General features: G+C 67.9%; 21 protein-coding genes. 18 read left to right on the top strand and 3 right to left on the bottom strand.

What is annotated here, in order from left to right; translation table 11 throughout:
* Positions 1-10 precede the first annotated feature (10 nt).
* From ABZX02_RS20160 to ABZX02_RS20235, 16 genes are all read left to right on the top strand, one after another.
* Positions 11-169: a DUF397 domain-containing protein gene (locus tag ABZX02_RS20160; protein WP_355300097.1), complete on the top strand. Its 159-nt coding sequence runs from the start codon at positions 11-13 to the stop codon at positions 167-169.
* Between the two features lie 82 nt (positions 170-251).
* Positions 252-656 carry a hypothetical protein gene (locus ABZX02_RS20165; RefSeq protein WP_355300098.1) on the top strand — a complete coding sequence of 135 codons (405 nt, stop codon included), beginning with the start codon at positions 252-254 and terminating at the stop codon, positions 654-656.
* 120 nt (positions 657-776) lie between these two features.
* On the top strand, positions 777-1,193 hold the full coding sequence (locus ABZX02_RS20170; RefSeq protein WP_355300099.1) for an SUKH-3 domain-containing protein: 417 nt from the start codon (positions 777-779) through the stop codon (positions 1,191-1,193).
* A 36-nt stretch (positions 1,194-1,229) separates the two neighbouring features.
* Entirely contained in the window at positions 1,230-1,775 is a 546-nt protein-coding gene (locus tag ABZX02_RS20175) for a GNAT family N-acetyltransferase (RefSeq protein ID WP_355300100.1), read from the top strand.
* Positions 1,762-2,316 carry a GNAT family protein gene (locus tag ABZX02_RS20180; protein ID WP_355300101.1) on the top strand — a complete coding sequence of 185 codons (555 nt, stop codon included), beginning with the start codon at positions 1,762-1,764 and terminating at the stop codon, positions 2,314-2,316. Before ABZX02_RS20175 ends, ABZX02_RS20180 begins: the two co-directional genes overlap by 14 nt.
* A gap of 97 nt (positions 2,317-2,413) precedes the next feature.
* Positions 2,414-2,569, top strand: a complete 156-nt coding sequence (locus tag ABZX02_RS20185) for a DUF397 domain-containing protein (protein WP_355300102.1) — start codon at positions 2,414-2,416, stop codon at positions 2,567-2,569.
* Between the two features lie 3 nt (positions 2,570-2,572).
* On the top strand, positions 2,573-2,962 hold the full coding sequence (locus ABZX02_RS20190; protein WP_355300103.1) for a hypothetical protein: 390 nt from the start codon (positions 2,573-2,575) through the stop codon (positions 2,960-2,962).
* Between the two features lie 4 nt (positions 2,963-2,966).
* The gene (locus ABZX02_RS20195) at positions 2,967-3,359 is read left to right on the top strand and encodes a hypothetical protein (RefSeq protein ID WP_355300104.1); all 393 of its coding nucleotides are present in this window, start codon (positions 2,967-2,969) and stop codon (positions 3,357-3,359) included.
* Between the two features lie 44 nt (positions 3,360-3,403).
* The gene (locus ABZX02_RS20200) at positions 3,404-3,781 is read left to right on the top strand and encodes a hypothetical protein (protein WP_355300105.1); all 378 of its coding nucleotides are present in this window, start codon (positions 3,404-3,406) and stop codon (positions 3,779-3,781) included.
* Positions 3,782-4,021: a hypothetical protein gene (locus tag ABZX02_RS20205; protein WP_355300106.1), complete on the top strand. Its 240-nt coding sequence runs from the start codon at positions 3,782-3,784 to the stop codon at positions 4,019-4,021.
* A gap of 147 nt (positions 4,022-4,168) precedes the next feature.
* Positions 4,169-5,110 (top strand): Ppx/GppA phosphatase family protein, encoded by a 942-nt coding sequence (locus ABZX02_RS20210; protein ID WP_355300107.1) that lies wholly within the window; start codon positions 4,169-4,171, stop codon positions 5,108-5,110.
* Between the two features lie 176 nt (positions 5,111-5,286).
* Positions 5,287-6,912: an ABC transporter substrate-binding protein gene (locus tag ABZX02_RS20215; protein ID WP_355300108.1), complete on the top strand. Its 1,626-nt coding sequence runs from the start codon at positions 5,287-5,289 to the stop codon at positions 6,910-6,912.
* 121 nt (positions 6,913-7,033) lie between these two features.
* Positions 7,034-7,963 carry an ABC transporter permease gene (locus tag ABZX02_RS20220; protein ID WP_355300109.1) on the top strand — a complete coding sequence of 310 codons (930 nt, stop codon included), beginning with the start codon at positions 7,034-7,036 and terminating at the stop codon, positions 7,961-7,963.
* Positions 7,956-8,930, top strand: a complete 975-nt coding sequence (locus ABZX02_RS20225) for an ABC transporter permease (protein WP_355300110.1) — start codon at positions 7,956-7,958, stop codon at positions 8,928-8,930. The genes ABZX02_RS20220 and ABZX02_RS20225 overlap by 8 nt, the downstream gene beginning before the upstream one ends.
* A gap of 45 nt (positions 8,931-8,975) precedes the next feature.
* Positions 8,976-9,926: an ABC transporter ATP-binding protein gene (locus tag ABZX02_RS20230; RefSeq protein ID WP_355300111.1), complete on the top strand. Its 951-nt coding sequence runs from the start codon at positions 8,976-8,978 to the stop codon at positions 9,924-9,926.
* Positions 9,919-10,914: a dipeptide ABC transporter ATP-binding protein gene (locus tag ABZX02_RS20235; protein WP_355300112.1), complete on the top strand. Its 996-nt coding sequence runs from the start codon at positions 9,919-9,921 to the stop codon at positions 10,912-10,914. The genes ABZX02_RS20230 and ABZX02_RS20235 overlap by 8 nt, the downstream gene beginning before the upstream one ends.
* A gap of 7 nt (positions 10,915-10,921) precedes the next feature.
* Here the strand turns inward: ABZX02_RS20235 and ABZX02_RS20240 are convergent, their stop codons facing one another.
* From ABZX02_RS20240 to ABZX02_RS20250, 3 genes are read right to left on the bottom strand one after another with little or no spacing between them, the layout of a single operon-like run.
* Positions 10,922-11,488 carry an AAA family ATPase gene (locus tag ABZX02_RS20240; protein ID WP_355300113.1) on the bottom strand — a complete coding sequence of 189 codons (567 nt, stop codon included), beginning with the start codon at positions 11,486-11,488 and terminating at the stop codon, positions 10,922-10,924.
* Positions 11,485-11,913 carry a GNAT family N-acetyltransferase gene (locus ABZX02_RS20245; protein WP_355300114.1) on the bottom strand — a complete coding sequence of 143 codons (429 nt, stop codon included), beginning with the start codon at positions 11,911-11,913 and terminating at the stop codon, positions 11,485-11,487. The genes ABZX02_RS20240 and ABZX02_RS20245 overlap by 4 nt, the downstream gene beginning before the upstream one ends.
* A complete protein-coding gene (locus ABZX02_RS20250; protein WP_355300115.1) occupies positions 11,910-13,370 on the bottom strand; it encodes a peptidase S10 in 1,461 nt (486 codons plus the stop codon). Before ABZX02_RS20250 ends, ABZX02_RS20245 begins: the two co-directional genes overlap by 4 nt.
* A gap of 30 nt (positions 13,371-13,400) precedes the next feature.
* On the opposite strand from ABZX02_RS20250, the gene ABZX02_RS20255 reads away from it, so the two are divergent.
* Positions 13,401-14,024 (top strand): uracil-DNA glycosylase, encoded by a 624-nt coding sequence (locus tag ABZX02_RS20255; RefSeq protein WP_355300266.1) that lies wholly within the window; start codon positions 13,401-13,403, stop codon positions 14,022-14,024.
* A gap of 10 nt (positions 14,025-14,034) precedes the next feature.
* Positions 14,035-14,361, top strand: a complete 327-nt coding sequence (locus ABZX02_RS20260) for a CPCC family cysteine-rich protein (RefSeq protein ID WP_355300116.1) — start codon at positions 14,035-14,037, stop codon at positions 14,359-14,361.
* Positions 14,362-14,499: the final 138 nt, after the last annotated feature.

Consider the following 14,499-nt stretch of genomic DNA (forward strand, 5'->3'; position numbering starts at 1 on the left):
GCGGACCGGAATGTCGACCTGGCGCAAGAGCAGCTACAGCGCAAGCGGGAGCGAGTGCGTCGAGGTCGGCCACGGCGTCGGCATCCGCGACAGCAAGGCGCCCGCCACCCACCTCCCCGTCTCCGAACAGGCCTGGTCGGCGTTCCTCCACCTCGTCAAGGCTCCCTGACAGAGGTCAAGGCGAACCCCGGCGGTTCGCCGACCTGGTCCGGCGTGCTGCGTGAGTGGACGTGATGAACGTGGAGGTTGCGGTGCCCCGTGCAGTCGAACCGCTCGGGCTGTTCGGTCCCGGCGGTGACCAGCCGTTCGACCTGTCGCCGGAAACCCTGCGGCCGCTTGTCGGCGCGCTGGACAGCGACCTGCGCAAGAAGGTGGCGAGGTACCTCCGCGGCGGTGCCCTGGTGATCGCGCTGATGGAGTACACCGAAGATGTCCTGGACGGACGGTTCGGAGTCGCCGGCGGTTCCGGCGTGATGACCGATGGCACTTACTACTGGCGGTGTGACGCCGCCGACTACGTCGAGACGTACGGGATCGGCCTGGACCAGTCCGTCCTGGATCACATGGAGCGGGCGCAGTGGTCCGCTCCGCCGGTGTCCCAGGCGGAGGCGCTGGACATCGACGACTACCTCGTCCGCGCGTTGCGAGCGCGCTGACGGATGACCGCAGCGGCGCTGCGAGTTCTGGGCCGGCCAGGCGGAGCCGTCCTCCCGCTTCTCGACGAGCAGCCGGATCGAGTTGCTCACGCAGTCGATGGCCGGCGCTCCCGCATTTCGTTGAGGCCGCATGAGTCCGCGCTTCTCCGAACGCACCCTCGGGCCAGGACGGTCGGCACCGAGCAGTGGCGGGGTTCGCTGGAGGAGGAGGGGTTCGTCTTCCCGGAGACCGCCGTGCGGTTCCTGGCCGAATTCTTCGGCTTGTCCGCGCCCGGCCACGGGGTCACGCGGGCGAGGGAGGCGTTGGAGTTCGGCCCCTTGCTGTGCGTGGGCGAGGCAGGCAGGTTCGGCGAGGTGGGAGCCGCCCACGGGCGGATCGTCGCGCCGATCGGCGAGCTGGACGGCAGGTGGTTCCCAGGCGTGGACGACGGCGGCACGATCTGCTTCGTCGGGTCCGTCCTGAAGGTCTTCGGGGTCGGTGACGCGGGCTGGAGAGCCTCGTCCTCGGACACGTGCCCGTTCGTGTGGGGTAAATGAGGTGGCACCGGGGACGTTCCTTGGCAGGGTGCTGGGGTGCTGAAGACCGACCGCCTCCTGCTCCGCCCCTTCGAACCGACCGACCTCGACGACTTCTACGCCTACCGCTCCCGCCCCGAGGTCTTCCGCTACCTCTACGGCGAGTCCGTGACGCGTGAGGAGTGCGCCGAACTCTTGGACAAGCTGATCGCCGACCACGAGCTCAAGGCCGAGGGCGACCGGCTCGCGCTGGCGGTCCACCTCCCCGACGAGAACCGGGTCATCGGCAGCACCGTCCTGAAGTGGCGGAGCGAGAAGGACCGGCAGGGCGAGATCGGCTACAGCCTCAACCCCGACTTCCACGGCCGCGGCTACGCCACCGAGGCCGCCCGCGCGGTGCTCGAACTGGGCTTCCGCGACCTCGGCCTGCACCGGATCGTCGCCGAGTGCGACCCGCGCAACGAGCCGTCGTGGCGCCTGATGGAACGGCTCGGCATGCGCCGCGAAGCCCACTTCCGCGAGCTGGAGATCTTCAAGGGCGAGTGGGGTGACCTCTTCGTCTACGCGATGCTGGAGGAGGAGTTCGCGCGTGCTCAGGCCTGACTACCCGGTCAAGACCGAACGGCTGCTGCTGAGGCCGTTCGAGAAGACCGACCTCGACGACGTCTTCTCCTACCGGCGGCTGCCCGCGGTGCACCGCTTCCTCTACAGCGAGGCCGGCAGCCGCGAGGACACCGAGGAGAGCCTCGCCCGGTGGACGGCGCAGGACGAGATCGTCGAGGACGGGCAGTCGCTGGCGCTGGCCGTCGTGTTCGAGGGGCGGGTGATCGGCGAGGCCGACCTCAAGCTGCTCAGCGCCGAGCACGGGCAGGGCGAGATCGGCTACATCCTCAGCCCGGCGGTCCAGGGGAGGGGTTTCGCGACCGAGGCCGCGCGCACGCTTCTCGACCTCGGGTTCTTCGACCTCGGGCTGCACCGGATCACCGCCGAGTGCGAGGTGCGCAACGAGGCGTCGTGGCGGGTGATGGAGCGGCTCGGCATGCGGCGCGAGGCGCACTTCCGGCACCGGGAGCTCTTCAAGGGCGAGTGGGCGGACAGTTTCGTGTACGCGATGCTTGCTGAAGAACATCGACAGAACCACTGAGGAGTGAAGGCCCTGATGGGGCTGGATCGGGACGCCTTGAGCCGGAACAATCGAGGGAGCCGATCACCAGCGTCCTGTTCTGAGGAGACGTTTCCGCATGGCGACTTGGCGCAAGAGCAGCTACAGCCCCGAGGCCAGCAGCTGCGTCGAGGTCGGCCACGGCGTCGGCATCCGCGATAGCAAGGCCCCCGCCACCCACCTCCCCGTCTCCGAACAGGCGTGGTCGGCGTTCCTGCACCTCGTGAAGGCCTGACACGTGCCCCATCCCTACGACGGCTACCGCCTGTCCCCGTCGATGTTGCCGGAGCCCATCCAGGTGCTCGGCTGGTGGCGCTGGAGGTGGACCTTCACAGCGGCGGAGGGCGAACTGGACCGGACCCCGCCACCGCCGCCCGTAGGTGACGTTGAACCGTTCCCCGCAGTCGTCACCACGTCCTGGTTCGACGGCCAACTCGTGGTCGACTGCTTCTCGCGCGACGAGGTCATCCCGGGCGACGCCCTCACCTACGTCTCGATCATCGCGGCGTGGCTCCAGCACAAGCACGACGGCGAGGTCGTCGCCAACGGTCGTCCCCGCGACACGATCTTCCTCATGAGCCGTCTGGACGACCGCACGATCGCCGACCTCACGGCCGCCGGATACTGACCTGATGATGCTCTTCGCCGCGTGCACGGTCAGGTTCGCGCACGGGCTGGTCGTCGTGGCCTCGCCCGGCAGCGTCGACGTGCACGAGGACTGGGACGCGGCGACGGACGTCGTCCACGGCGGACCGGATTCCCTGTACGTGGCCGTCCGCCAGGCGGCGAGCGGTCCTGCCACGGTGCGGTGGGTGCAGGGACCACACCGGCCGGAGGGGAAAGTCCTCGTCCACTCGGGGGAGCTGACCCTGCTCAGCGCGTCGATCGAGATCACCGACCCGAATGACTCGGTGCGGATCACCGTGCCCGTGCCGAACGTCGAGAACCGCGTCGAGGTCTACAGCGACGGTACGGACGAGCCCGACGAGGTCGTCATCGTGCTGACCGGCGCCGAGTCCTGGTGAGAGGCGCGACCCCGACTCGCACCGCTGTGGGTGAGAATGCCGCGGTGCTGACGACCGAGGAGATCGAACTCGTCCGGCGGGGGTGTGACGAGCTCGACGACACCGCCCGGTCCGCGTTCGCGGTCGACGCGGCGCTGAAAGCACTGGGACGCGACCTCGTCGAGCTGGAGGAGAGCGACGCGGGCCTGGCCGTGTCCGCGGCGCTGACCGCGTGGCGCACCCCGTCCGCTGACGAGGCGGTGGTCTCGGAGACGCGACTGGCCGAGCTGTACCAGCAACAGCTGCGCGATCTCGAAGAGCTGCGGGCGGCCGACCCCGCTGATCCCGCGGACACGTACCGGAAGGTCCTGCACCGCTCCGAGCGCGAGGGAATGCCGTACCTCAACGGCATGGAAGCACTTCTTGCCCCGGAGGGCAGGTAGGTGGAGGGACTTCGCATCAGCATCCGCGCGGCCGAGGAAAGCTCGTTGACGGTGATGTTCGAGCCGAGCGGCATGACCTACGACCTCGGCCCGAACGAGGCCGTGCACGCCACGGTCGTGGACCGGGACGGCGGTGACGAGATCAGGATCGAGCAGTGGAACGGCGGCATCTCCGTCTGGCCGCCGGGCAACGTGATCACCAGCGACGCCGACGGCAACGAGCTCCACCGGCTGCCCTGACGCAGGTGGCTCGACGCTCGTCCGCCGGCACTGCGGTGGACGAGCCGATGACCTGACCTCCAGGCCGGAACCGCTCGGCTCGTGCCGGCCCAGCGCGTGTACGCGATGCTTGCTGAAGAACATCGACAGAACCACTGAGGAGTGCCCATGTCGCGGGTCGCGGCCATCGACTGCGGAACCAACTCGATCCGGCTGCTCGTCGCGGACGTGACGAAGCGCGAAGACGGCACCGCGTGGCTGCGCGACGTGCACCGCGAGATGAAGATCGTCCGGCTCGGCCAGGGCGTCGACGCGACCGGGCGGTTGCACCCCGACGCGATCGAGCGCACCCGGCAGGCGTTGCTCGACTACGCGCGCACGATGCAGCGCAAGGGCGTCGAGTCGGCGCGGATGGTCGCCACGAGCGCCACGCGGGACGCGAGCAACCGCGACGAGTTCTTCGGCATGACCGAGCAGATCCTCGGCGCGCCCGCCGAGGTGATCACCGGGGACGAGGAGGCGCGGCTGTCCTACCTCGGCGCGGTGGCCGATCTCGACCCGGACGAGGGACCCTTCCTCGTCACCGATCTGGGTGGTGGCAGCACCGAGTTCGTCCTCGGGACGGGCTCGGAGGTCGAGGCCGCGCGGTCGATGGACATCGGCTGCGTGCGGCTGACGGAGCGTTTCATCCACTCCGATCCGCCCAGCAAGGACGAAATCGAACAAGCGGAAGCGTTTGCGCGCGCCGCAATCAAAGAGGCGTTCGAAGTGGTCCCGGTGGAGAAGACGAAGACGTGGATCGGGGTCGCCGGGACGGTTACGACATTGTCAGCCCTGGTCCAGGGGTTGGAGGTGTACAACAGCGACGATATTCACCTCAGCCGCATCACACTTGACAATGTTCGTGAAATCACCGACCGTATCCTCTCCATGACGCATGATGATCGTGCCTCGCTGGGACCCATGCACCCCGGTCGGGTGGACGTGATCTGCGGTGGAGCAGTGGTACTGCGTGCGATTGCCGACGAGCTCGAGAATCGCGCGGGAATTCGCACGCTCGTGTGCAGCGAGCACGACATCCTCGACGGCATCGCGTTTTCGCTGGTCTAGCGCCGAATTAAGGTGCGCTTGAGGTGATCGTGACTATTTTGTGACCGATTTCGGTGCGCGATGTACTGGACGCCCCGGTTAACGTCCTCTCACGTTTTGGGAGGTGGACGAGACCTCCCGGGGAGGCGCGCGCACGCAATATCTGCGGCGGCGCCGGGGAAAGGCGGGAGAGACTGATGTCGCGATCACGGGTTGCGTGGGTGGCTCTGCCAGCCGCGCTGGCCATGACGCTCAGCGCATGCGGCGGCGGCGGTGGCACGAACAACGCCGCCGATGGCAAGGACAACCCGGACGGCACGGTGTCGATCTACGGCACCGAGCCCAAGAGCACCTTGTTCCCGGCCAACACGACCGAGGCGGGCGGTGGCAAGGTCACCGACTCCCTGTTCTCGCGTCTGGTGGGCTACAAGGCCGAGGACGGCGCGCCCTACAACTTGATGGCCGAGTCGATCACGTCGAGTGACGCCAAGGTCTACAACATCAAGATCAAGCAGGGCTGGAAGTTCCACGACGGCACCGAGGTCAAGGCGAAGAACTTCGTCGACGCCTGGAACTGGGCCGCGTACGCGCCGAACGCTCAGCAGGCGGCATCCTTCTTCGCCCCCATCGCGGGCTTCGAGGACGTCCACCCGGCCGACGAGAACGCCAAGCCGGCCAAGGACAAGATGTCCGGTCTCGAGCTGGTGGGCGACTACGAGTTCAAGGTCACGCTCAACGGCCCGACCTCGGTCTTCACGACGATGATCGGCTACACGCCGTTCGCGCCGATGGCCGACTCGTTCTTCGCGGACCCGAAGGCCGCCGAGGCCAAGCCGATCGGCAACGGCCCGGTCAAGTTCGTCTCCCGCACGCCGAACGCGCTGATCAAGATGGAGCGCTTCGACGACTACAAGGGCGAGGACAAGGTCCACTTCAAGACCTTGGACTACAAGATCTACTCCTCCCAGGAGACCGCGTACCAGGACCTGGTCGCGGGCAAGCTGGACTTCATGGAGGCCCTGCCCCCGTCCGCCAAGGTCGGCGAGAAGTACAAGGCCGACCTCGGTGACGCCGTGGTGACCGCGAACCTGCTCGGCCAGAGCGCCATCGCGTTCCCGCAGTACATCCCCGAGTTCAAGAACGTGAAGCTGCGCCAGGCCGTCTCGATGGCCATCAACCGGGAGCAGATCACGAAGACCGTGCTGGCCGGCTCCTACGTGCCGTCCACCAGCTTCGTGTCGCCCGGCATCAAGGGCTACCGCGCGGACACTTGTGGCGAGTACTGCAAGTACAACCCGGAGAAGGCCAAGCAGCTGTTCCAGGAGTCGGGCTTCACCGGCAAGAAGCTGACCATCCAGTCCAACCAGGACGGTGGCCGCAAGGAGCCGCTCGAGGCCGCGTGCAACAGCATCAAGCAGGCGCTCGGCGTTGACTGCGAGTTCGTCGGTGCCACCAACTTCGGTGCGTTCCGCCAGATCGTCGACGGCAAGCAGCTGACCGGCATGAGCCGTTCGGACTGGTCGGCCGACTACCCGTCGATCGAGAACTTCCTCAACCCGCTGTACCGCACCGGTGGTTCCTCGAACGACTCGAACTACTCGAACCCTGAGGTCGACGCCCTTCTGAAGAAGGCCGACGAGACGGCGAACGAGGACGAGGCGATCAAGATCTACCAGCAGGCGGAGGACCTCATCGCGAAGGACCTGCCCTCCATGCCGACCTGGAACGAGAAGGGCATCGGCGGCCGGTCCAAGAACCTGCTCGACGCCAAGATGTCGTTCAAGCGTCAGGGCGTTCTGGAGACGTTCCGCGTCAAGGCCTGATTGCCTGACACCTGAGTTCTGAGCAACACCGTCCGGCCCCGCGTCCCTCGAGCGTTACGGGCGCGGGGCCGGACCGGTGTTCGGACCTCTGGTGCCCCCCACCACGCAAGGAGCCGACCTCATGGGTCGCTATGTGCTGCGCCGTCTGCTGCAGCTGATACCGGTCTTCCTGGGGACCACTTTTCTGATCTACGCCCTGGTCTGGGCCATCCCGCAGGACCCCTTCGCGGGCAAGTGCGGCCAGCGGCCGTGCGATCCGGCCTACATCGCCGAGATGAGCCAGAAGCTCAACCTCAACGACCCGCTCGTCGTCCAGTACTTCAAGTACCTGGGCAACCTGCTCGTCGGTGACTTCGGCACCACCTTCAACGGCGTGTCCGTCGGTGAGCAGATCGCCACCTCGTGGCCGATCACCCTCAAGATGGGCATCATCGCGCTGATCATCGAGGCCGTCATCGGCATCATCGCCGGCGTCCTCACCGGCCTGCGCAAGTCGGGCTTCCTGGACAACCTGGTCCTGGTCTCGACGCTGTTCCTGATCTCGCTCCCGGTCTTCGTCACCGGTTTCGTGCTGCGGCTCTACCTCGGCCCGCAGGGCTTCGACATCATGGACACCTCGGTCAGCTCCGATCCGACGTTCGGGGAGCTGATCCTCCCCGGCTTCGTGCTCGGCAGCCTCTCGATGGCCTACGTGGCCCGGTTGACCCGCACCAGCATCGTCGAGAACCGGCGCTCGGACTACGTGCGCACGGCCATCGCGAAGGGCCAGCCGCAGTCCCGCGTCGTCGGCATCCACCTGCTGCGCAACTCGCTCATCCCGGTGATCACGTTCCTCGGCACCGACCTCGGCAGCCTCATGGGTGGCGCGATCGTCACCGAGGGCGTCTTCAACATCAACGGCATCGGCGGCCTGATCTTCCGCGGCATCCAGGAGAAGGAAGGGATCATGGTCACGGGCATCGTGACCCTGCTGGTCCTCGTGTACCTGCTGATGAGCCTGCTCGTCGACCTCCTGTACGCCGTTCTCGACCCGAGGATTCGCTATGAGTGACCCAGGATCCGTGTCCGGCGGAACCGGACTCGAGGCCTCCGCGGCGGCCGGTGTCGACCAGCTCAGCCACGTCGACGACTCGTCGCAGAAGCAGCGCAAGCCCCGCTCGCTCTGGAGCGACGCGTGGGGCGAGCTCCGCCGCAAGCCCACCTTCATCGTCTCGCTGGTGATCATCGCGATCATCGTCCTGATGGCGATCTGGCCGACGTTGTTCACCTCCGTCGACCCGCGCGCGTCCAACCTCGACAACTCGCTCAAGCCGCCATCGGGCGACGCCTGGTTCGGCTACGACCTGCAGGGCTACGACGTCTACGCCCGTGCGATGCACGGTGCCCGCGCGTCGCTGCTCGTCGGGTTGTTCGCGACGCTGCTGACCGTCCTCATCGGATCGATCATCGGCATCATCGCGGGCTACGCGAAGACGTGGATCGACTCGGTGCTCTCGCGGTTCGGCGACATCTTCGCCGGCATCCCGTTCGTGCTCGGTGCGATCGTCATCCTGACGACGCTGAACGCGCCTACGGAGAACCCCGGTGTCGTCCGGATCATCACGCAGGTGGTGCTCTCGATCGCCGTGCTGTCGTGGCCGGTGGCCATGCGCATCATGCGTTCCGCGACGCTGGTGGCGAAGCAGCAGGACTACGTCAAGGCCGCGCGCGGCCTCGGGGCGTCCCCGCTGCGGATCGTGTTCCGGCACCTGCTGCCGAACACCGTGGCGCCCGTGCTGGTGTACGCGACGATCGCCCTGGGTGCCTTCATCGGTGCCGAGGCCACGCTCGCGTTCCTCGGCATCGGCCTGCGCCCGCCGGTCGTGTCGTGGGGCGTGATGATCTCCGAGTCGCGCGACTACTTCCAGTCGGCTCCGCACATGCTGCTGTTCCCCGCGGGCTTCGTCACGATCACCGTGCTGGCCTTCGTCATGCTCGGCGACGCCGTGCGCGACGCCCTCGACCCCAAGTCCCGTTAGGAAGATCCTGTGACTCAGCCATTGCTGGAGGTCGAGGATCTCCACGTGGAATTCCGCACCCGCGACGGTGTCGCGAAGGTGCTCAACGGCGTCAACTACCACGTCTCCGCCGGTGAGACGCTTGCCGTGCTGGGTGAATCCGGCTCCGGCAAGTCCGTGACCGCGCAGACGATCATGGGCATCCTGGACACGCCGCCGGGGTTCGTCACCAACGGTTCGATCAAGTTCCGCGGTGAGGACCTGCTCAAGCAGTCGGCGGACGAGCGTCGCCAGATCCGTGGCGAGGGCATCGCCATGATCTTCCAGGACGCCCTCTCGGCGCTGAACCCCGTGTTCACCGTCGGGTTCCAGATCGAGGAGCAGCTCAAGGTCCGCCGCGGGATGTCCAAGGCGGACGCCCGCAAGCGCGCCATCGAGCTGCTCGACCAGGTCAAGATCCCGAACGCCAAGGGACGGATCTCGGACTACCCGCACCAGTTCTCCGGCGGCATGCGGCAGCGCGCGATGATCGCGATGTCGCTGGCGCTCGACCCGGAGCTGCTGATCGCGGACGAGCCCACGACCGCGCTGGACGTCACCGTGCAGGCCCAGATCATGGACCTGCTCGCGGAGATCCAGAAGGAACGCGACATGGGCATGATCCTGATCACCCACGACCTCGGCGTGGTCGCCGACGTCGCGGACCGGATCTCAGTCATGTACGCGGGCCGCATCGTCGAGCACGCCGACGTCTACGAGCTGTTCCGCGCGCCGGGACACCCGTACACCGAGTCGCTGCTCGAGTCCCTGCCCCGCGTGGACCTGCGCGGCCAGGAGCTCAAGACGATCAAGGGTCTGCCCCCGTCGCTCACCAACATCCCGGCCGGCTGCCCGTTCAACCCGCGCTGCCCGCGCGTGTTCGACCGCTGCACCACCGAGGTGCCGGCCGTGCACAACCTCGGCATGGGCCGCACCAGCCGGTGCCACATCGCGGAAGAGGTGGTCGCTCGTGGCTGAGCCGATCCTCGAGGTCGAGAACCTCGTCAAGCACTTCCCGGTCCGCGTCGGCGTGCTGTTCAAGCGCACCGTGGGCCACGTCAAGGCGGTCGACGGCGTCTCGTTCACGCTCAACAAGGGCGAGACCCTCGGCGTCGTGGGCGAGTCGGGCTGTGGCAAGTCCACGCTGGCCCAGGTGCTGATGCGCCTGGAGCCGCCGACGTCCGGCGTCGCGAAGTTCGAAGGTCGCGACATCTTCGGCATGAAGGGCTCGGAGCTGCGCAAGCTGCGCCGGGACATCCAGATCGTGCTGCAGGACCCGTACACGTCGCTGAACCCGCGCATGACGGTCGGCGACATCGTCGGTGAGCCCTTCGAGATCCACACCGAGGTCGCGCCCAAGGGCGACCGGCAGCGCAAGGTCCAGGAGCTGCTGGAGACCGTGGGTCTCAACCCGGAGCACATCAACCGGTACCCGCACCAGTTCTCCGGCGGTCAGCGCCAGCGCATCGGCATCGCCCGCGCGCTCGCGTTGAAGCCCAAGGTGATCGTGTGCGACGAGCCGGTGTCCGCTCTGGACGTGTCGATCCAGGCGCAGGTCATGAACCTGCTGGGCGACCTGCAGTCGGAGATGGGCCTCTCGTACGTCTTCATCGCGCACGACCTGTCGGTGGTCCGCCACCTGTCGGACCGCGTCGCGGTGATGTACCTCGGCAAGATCGTGGAGATCGGCACCGAGGAACAGATCTACGAGCACCCGATGCACCCGTACACGCAGGCGCTGCTGTCCGCCGTGCCGGTGCCGGACCCGACCCAGCGCGGGCGTCGTGACGTCATCCGCCTGACGGGTGACGTGCCGTCGCCGATCGACCCGCCCTCGGGCTGCCGGTTCCGCACGCGGTGCTGGAAGGCGCAGGACATCTGCGCGACCGAGGTGCCCGAACTGGTGGTGCGGGGCGGCGGTCATCCCGCCGCGTGCCACTTCGCGGAGGAGCGCGCGGTCGTCTGATCGTGTCCTACGTGGCTGAGGGGTCGTGCCTGCGGGCGCGGCCCCTCAGTTCGTCGAAAGCCCGTGCCCTCGGAGCGCGGTCCAGGAACTCCCTGATCGCCTGGGCGCACTCGCGCGGGCTGCGCGTGCTGGTGTCGACCTCGAAGTCGTAGACGCCGTGCCGGTGGACGCTCTCCAGCTGCGCGACGCCCTGGCCCGGGATCCGGTCACCCCGAGCCCGTTCGCGCCGCTCCAGCTCGTCTGGAGGGCAGTGCACGCCCACGAGCACGACGTCCAGGCCCTCCAGCACCTCCAGGCAGTCCTGAAGCCGCCAGGGCTCGCTAAACAGGTGGTCGACCACCAGGTCGTTGCCCGCCCGCGCCATGCCCGCCACGGCGCGGTGGAAGCCCGCCCGCATGCGGCGCAGGAACGCGGCCAGTTCGGGTTCGGGCAGCGCCATGGCCTTCTCGCCCGCGCACATCGCGCTGAACGCGTCGATGCTCAGGTGGAAGAAGGGGGTGTCCAGCTCCTCCAGCAACGCCTCCGCGATGCTCGACTTGCCGGAGCTGGACGTCCCGTTGAGGAAGATGATCACTCTCGGGCCAGGTCCGTGATCGACACACCCGGACCGACCTCGCGCGTGCCGGTCTCCACGAAGCCGCGCCTGCGGTAGAGCGCGAGTGCGGGCTCGTTCTTCGTACCGGTGCTGACGACCTGCGGCCCGTCCGGCAGCGCGTCCAGCAGCTTCGTGGCGATGCCGCGCCGGTGCGCCCGCGGGTGCACGACCAGCCGGCAGATGTCCACAGTGGAGCCTTCGAGCCGGTAGGACACCGCGCCCACGAGGCCTTCCTCGTCGTGCAGGCCGAGGAAGGTCTCGTCGCAGGCGCGCAGGTCGTCGAGCGACTCGTGCAGCGCGGGAATGCCGTCGAAGCCGATGAGCTCGGCCTCGACGGCGTACGCCAGCCGTTGCACCGTCCAGAGCTCGCGCAGGACGGCGTCGTCGGACAGGTCGAGGATCACTTGCCGGAGGAGTTCCGCACGAACGCCGCCAGGTCCTCGGACTGCTGCACCCGGCTGGGCTCGTGGACGTACATCATGTGACCGGCCGGGTAGTAGGCCGACTCGATGTTCGCCGTGAGCTCCTTCGGGATCTGCAGGTGCGCGATGAGGTGCTCGGCCGCGAAGTACGGCGTGGCGCCGTCGTACCAGCCGAACGCGACGTGGACCTTGAGGTGCGGGTTCGCCCGCATCGCCGCCGAGAGCCTGCCCGCCGTCGTGACGTGGCGGCCCTCGAACTCCTTGTACGACCACTTCTCGATGGCCTCCGACGCGAACGTCGCGTACGGCAGGTCGTTGGAGTAGCCGAGCTCGGAGTGCAGGTAGTGGTTGATCGTGGCCGTGTACGGGCCGAGGATCGCGTCGATGGACGGGTCCGCGGAGATCTCCTCGCGGCCGTAGTCCTTGTCCCACCCGGTGAAGCGGCCGTCGATGCGGCCGACGGTCTTGCGGTCTCGGCGCAGCAGCTCGGTGAAGAACCGGATGTGCTCGATGCGCAGGTCGACCGCGTCCACGTACTCCTCGGACAGGCCGGTGAGCCGCGCGAGCTTCTCGATCGTGGCGGCGCGTTCGACGTCGCTCAGGCGGTTGCCGCGGGCCAGCGCGTACGGGTAGTCGCGGACCGCGAACTCCTCGGCCTCCGCGAGCACCTCCTTGAGCGGCCGGTCGCCGTGCAGGCCGTGGTAGTTCGCGATGGCCGCGTACGTCGGCAGGAAGAGCGTGTAGCCGAGGTCGTGGCCCTCGTTGAACTCGAGAGTCGCGAAGTCGAGCACGCTGGAGATCAGCATCAGGCCGTTGAAGTACATGCCGTGCTTCTTCTGCAGCTGCTCGGCGAGACCGGCCGCGCGGAGCGTGCCGTACGACTCGCCGCAGAGGTACTTCGGCGACATCCACCGGCCGTTGCGCGAGGTCCACAGGCGGATGAGTTCGGAGAGCGAGTCGATGTCGGGCTGGTAGCCGTGGAAGCTGCCGGGCTTCTCGCCCTGCGCGGCCCGGGAGTAACCGGTCGACACGGGGTCGATGAACACGAGGTCGCTCTCGGCGAGCAGCGTCTCCTCGTTGTCGGCGATCCCGTACGGCGGCGCGGTGAGGTTGCCGACGTCACCGCTGAGAACACGGCGCGGCCCGAGGACGCCCATGTGCAGCCACAGGCTGGCCGAGCCCGGCCCGCCGTTGAACGCGAACGTGACGGGCCTCGTCAGCGGGTCGGCGCCGTCGAGCGTGTAGGCGGTCAGGAACACCTCGGCCTTGGGCTTGTGGCCCTCGAACACGCCGTCCTTGAACACCTCCTCCTTGAGCACGATCCGCCCGGTGGTGGCGGTGTAGTTCAGCTCGCGGCCCTTGACGGTGATGCTGTGCTGGGTGGTGACCAGATCATCAGCGGGAGACTCGGGCTTCTCTTCGGTCTTCTCCTCGGACATGGGAGCAACACTACGGAACTCGACGATCGAATTACGGCCTGCCGAGCCTGCCCGCGCCTGGTCGTGTGGCGGGAGACCGTGGCGGTCGAGAAACGCGCGGCGTTCCGCACGGAGACCTACTGGGGCAAGCCGGTCCCGGGCTTCGGGCCGATGGACGCCTCGCTGCTCATCGTGGGCCTAGCCCCCGCCGCGCACGGCGCCAACCGCACCGGCCGGATGTTCACCGGCGACCCGTCCGGCGACTTCCTGTACCGCGCGTTGTACGAGGTCGGCATGGCCTCGCAACCGACTTCGGTGTCCCGTGACGACGGCATGGAGCTCTACGGCGTGCGCATGGCATCACCCGTGCGGTGCGCACCGCCGGAGAACAAGCCCACGCCTCTTGAACGCGACACGTGTTCCTCGTTCCTGCGCGAGGAGATCTCGCTGATGCCGCGGCTGCGGTCGGTGATGGTGCTCGGAGCGTTCGGGTGGAAGGCGGTGCTGCCGCTGCTGGGGCCGGAGCGGCCGAAGTTCGGGCACGGCGTGGAGGCCGTCGTGGGCGGGCTGCGGGTGTTCGGGTGCTACCACGTGTCGCCGCACAACACGTACACCGGCAGGCTCACCCAGGAGATGCTGCAAAACGTGCTGAAACGGGCCGCCGGGTCTGCCTAGGATCCGCGGCATGGAAGGCGAGGGTTTCCGCATCGTGCCGCGCGTGGCGCGGGTCTCCACGGGCGTGGTGGCCCCGCTGGGCTGGAAGCACGTCTTCGCGCCGGCCGAGCACGGCCCGTACACGTGCCCGTGCTGCGGCCACCTGACGCTCGCCGGGCGCGGCTCGTTCGAGTTCTGCCCCGAGTGCTGGTGGGAGGACGACGGGCAGGACGACCACGACAGCTCGGTGGTCCGCGGCGGTCCGAACGGCGGGGAGAGCCTCGACGACGCGCGTGCCCGGTACGTGGAGATGGGCGGCGTGCCGGGACAGCACGTCCCGCCCGCCGAGCCCGTCTGATGGGCAGCCGGACGAACCACGTGATCGTGGGCGAGCACGGCTGGGAGCTGTACTACGAGCACAACGGCGCGGTTCCGCTGCTCAGCACCTTCGCGGACGATCCGGCCGACGTGCTCGAGCACATACGCGAGGTGCGGC

Source organism: Lentzea sp. NPDC003310, assembly GCF_040610935.1.
GTDB lineage: Bacteria > Actinomycetota > Actinomycetes > Mycobacteriales > Pseudonocardiaceae > Lentzea.

Excerpts from the sequence above, each read along its gene's own strand:
- ABZX02_RS20160 (WP_355300097.1), top strand. The coding sequence starts at position 11 with ATGTCGACCTGGCGCAAGAGCAGCTACAGCGCAAGCGGGAGCGAGTGC.
- ABZX02_RS20185 (WP_355300102.1), top strand. The coding sequence starts at position 2,414 with ATGGCGACTTGGCGCAAGAGCAGCTACAGCCCCGAGGCCAGCAGCTGC.
- ABZX02_RS20195 (WP_355300104.1), top strand. The coding sequence starts at position 2,967 with ATGATGCTCTTCGCCGCGTGCACGGTCAGGTTCGCGCACGGGCTGGTC.
- ABZX02_RS20210 (WP_355300107.1), top strand. The coding sequence starts at position 4,169 with ATGTCGCGGGTCGCGGCCATCGACTGCGGAACCAACTCGATCCGGCTG.
- ABZX02_RS20215 (WP_355300108.1), top strand. The coding sequence starts at position 5,287 with ATGTCGCGATCACGGGTTGCGTGGGTGGCTCTGCCAGCCGCGCTGGCC.
- ABZX02_RS20220 (WP_355300109.1), top strand. The coding sequence starts at position 7,034 with ATGGGTCGCTATGTGCTGCGCCGTCTGCTGCAGCTGATACCGGTCTTC.
- ABZX02_RS20225 (WP_355300110.1), top strand. The coding sequence starts at position 7,956 with ATGAGTGACCCAGGATCCGTGTCCGGCGGAACCGGACTCGAGGCCTCC.
- ABZX02_RS20250 (WP_355300115.1), bottom strand. The coding sequence starts at position 13,370 with ATGTCCGAGGAGAAGACCGAAGAGAAGCCCGAGTCTCCCGCTGATGAT.
- ABZX02_RS20260 (WP_355300116.1), top strand. The coding sequence starts at position 14,035 with ATGGAAGGCGAGGGTTTCCGCATCGTGCCGCGCGTGGCGCGGGTCTCC.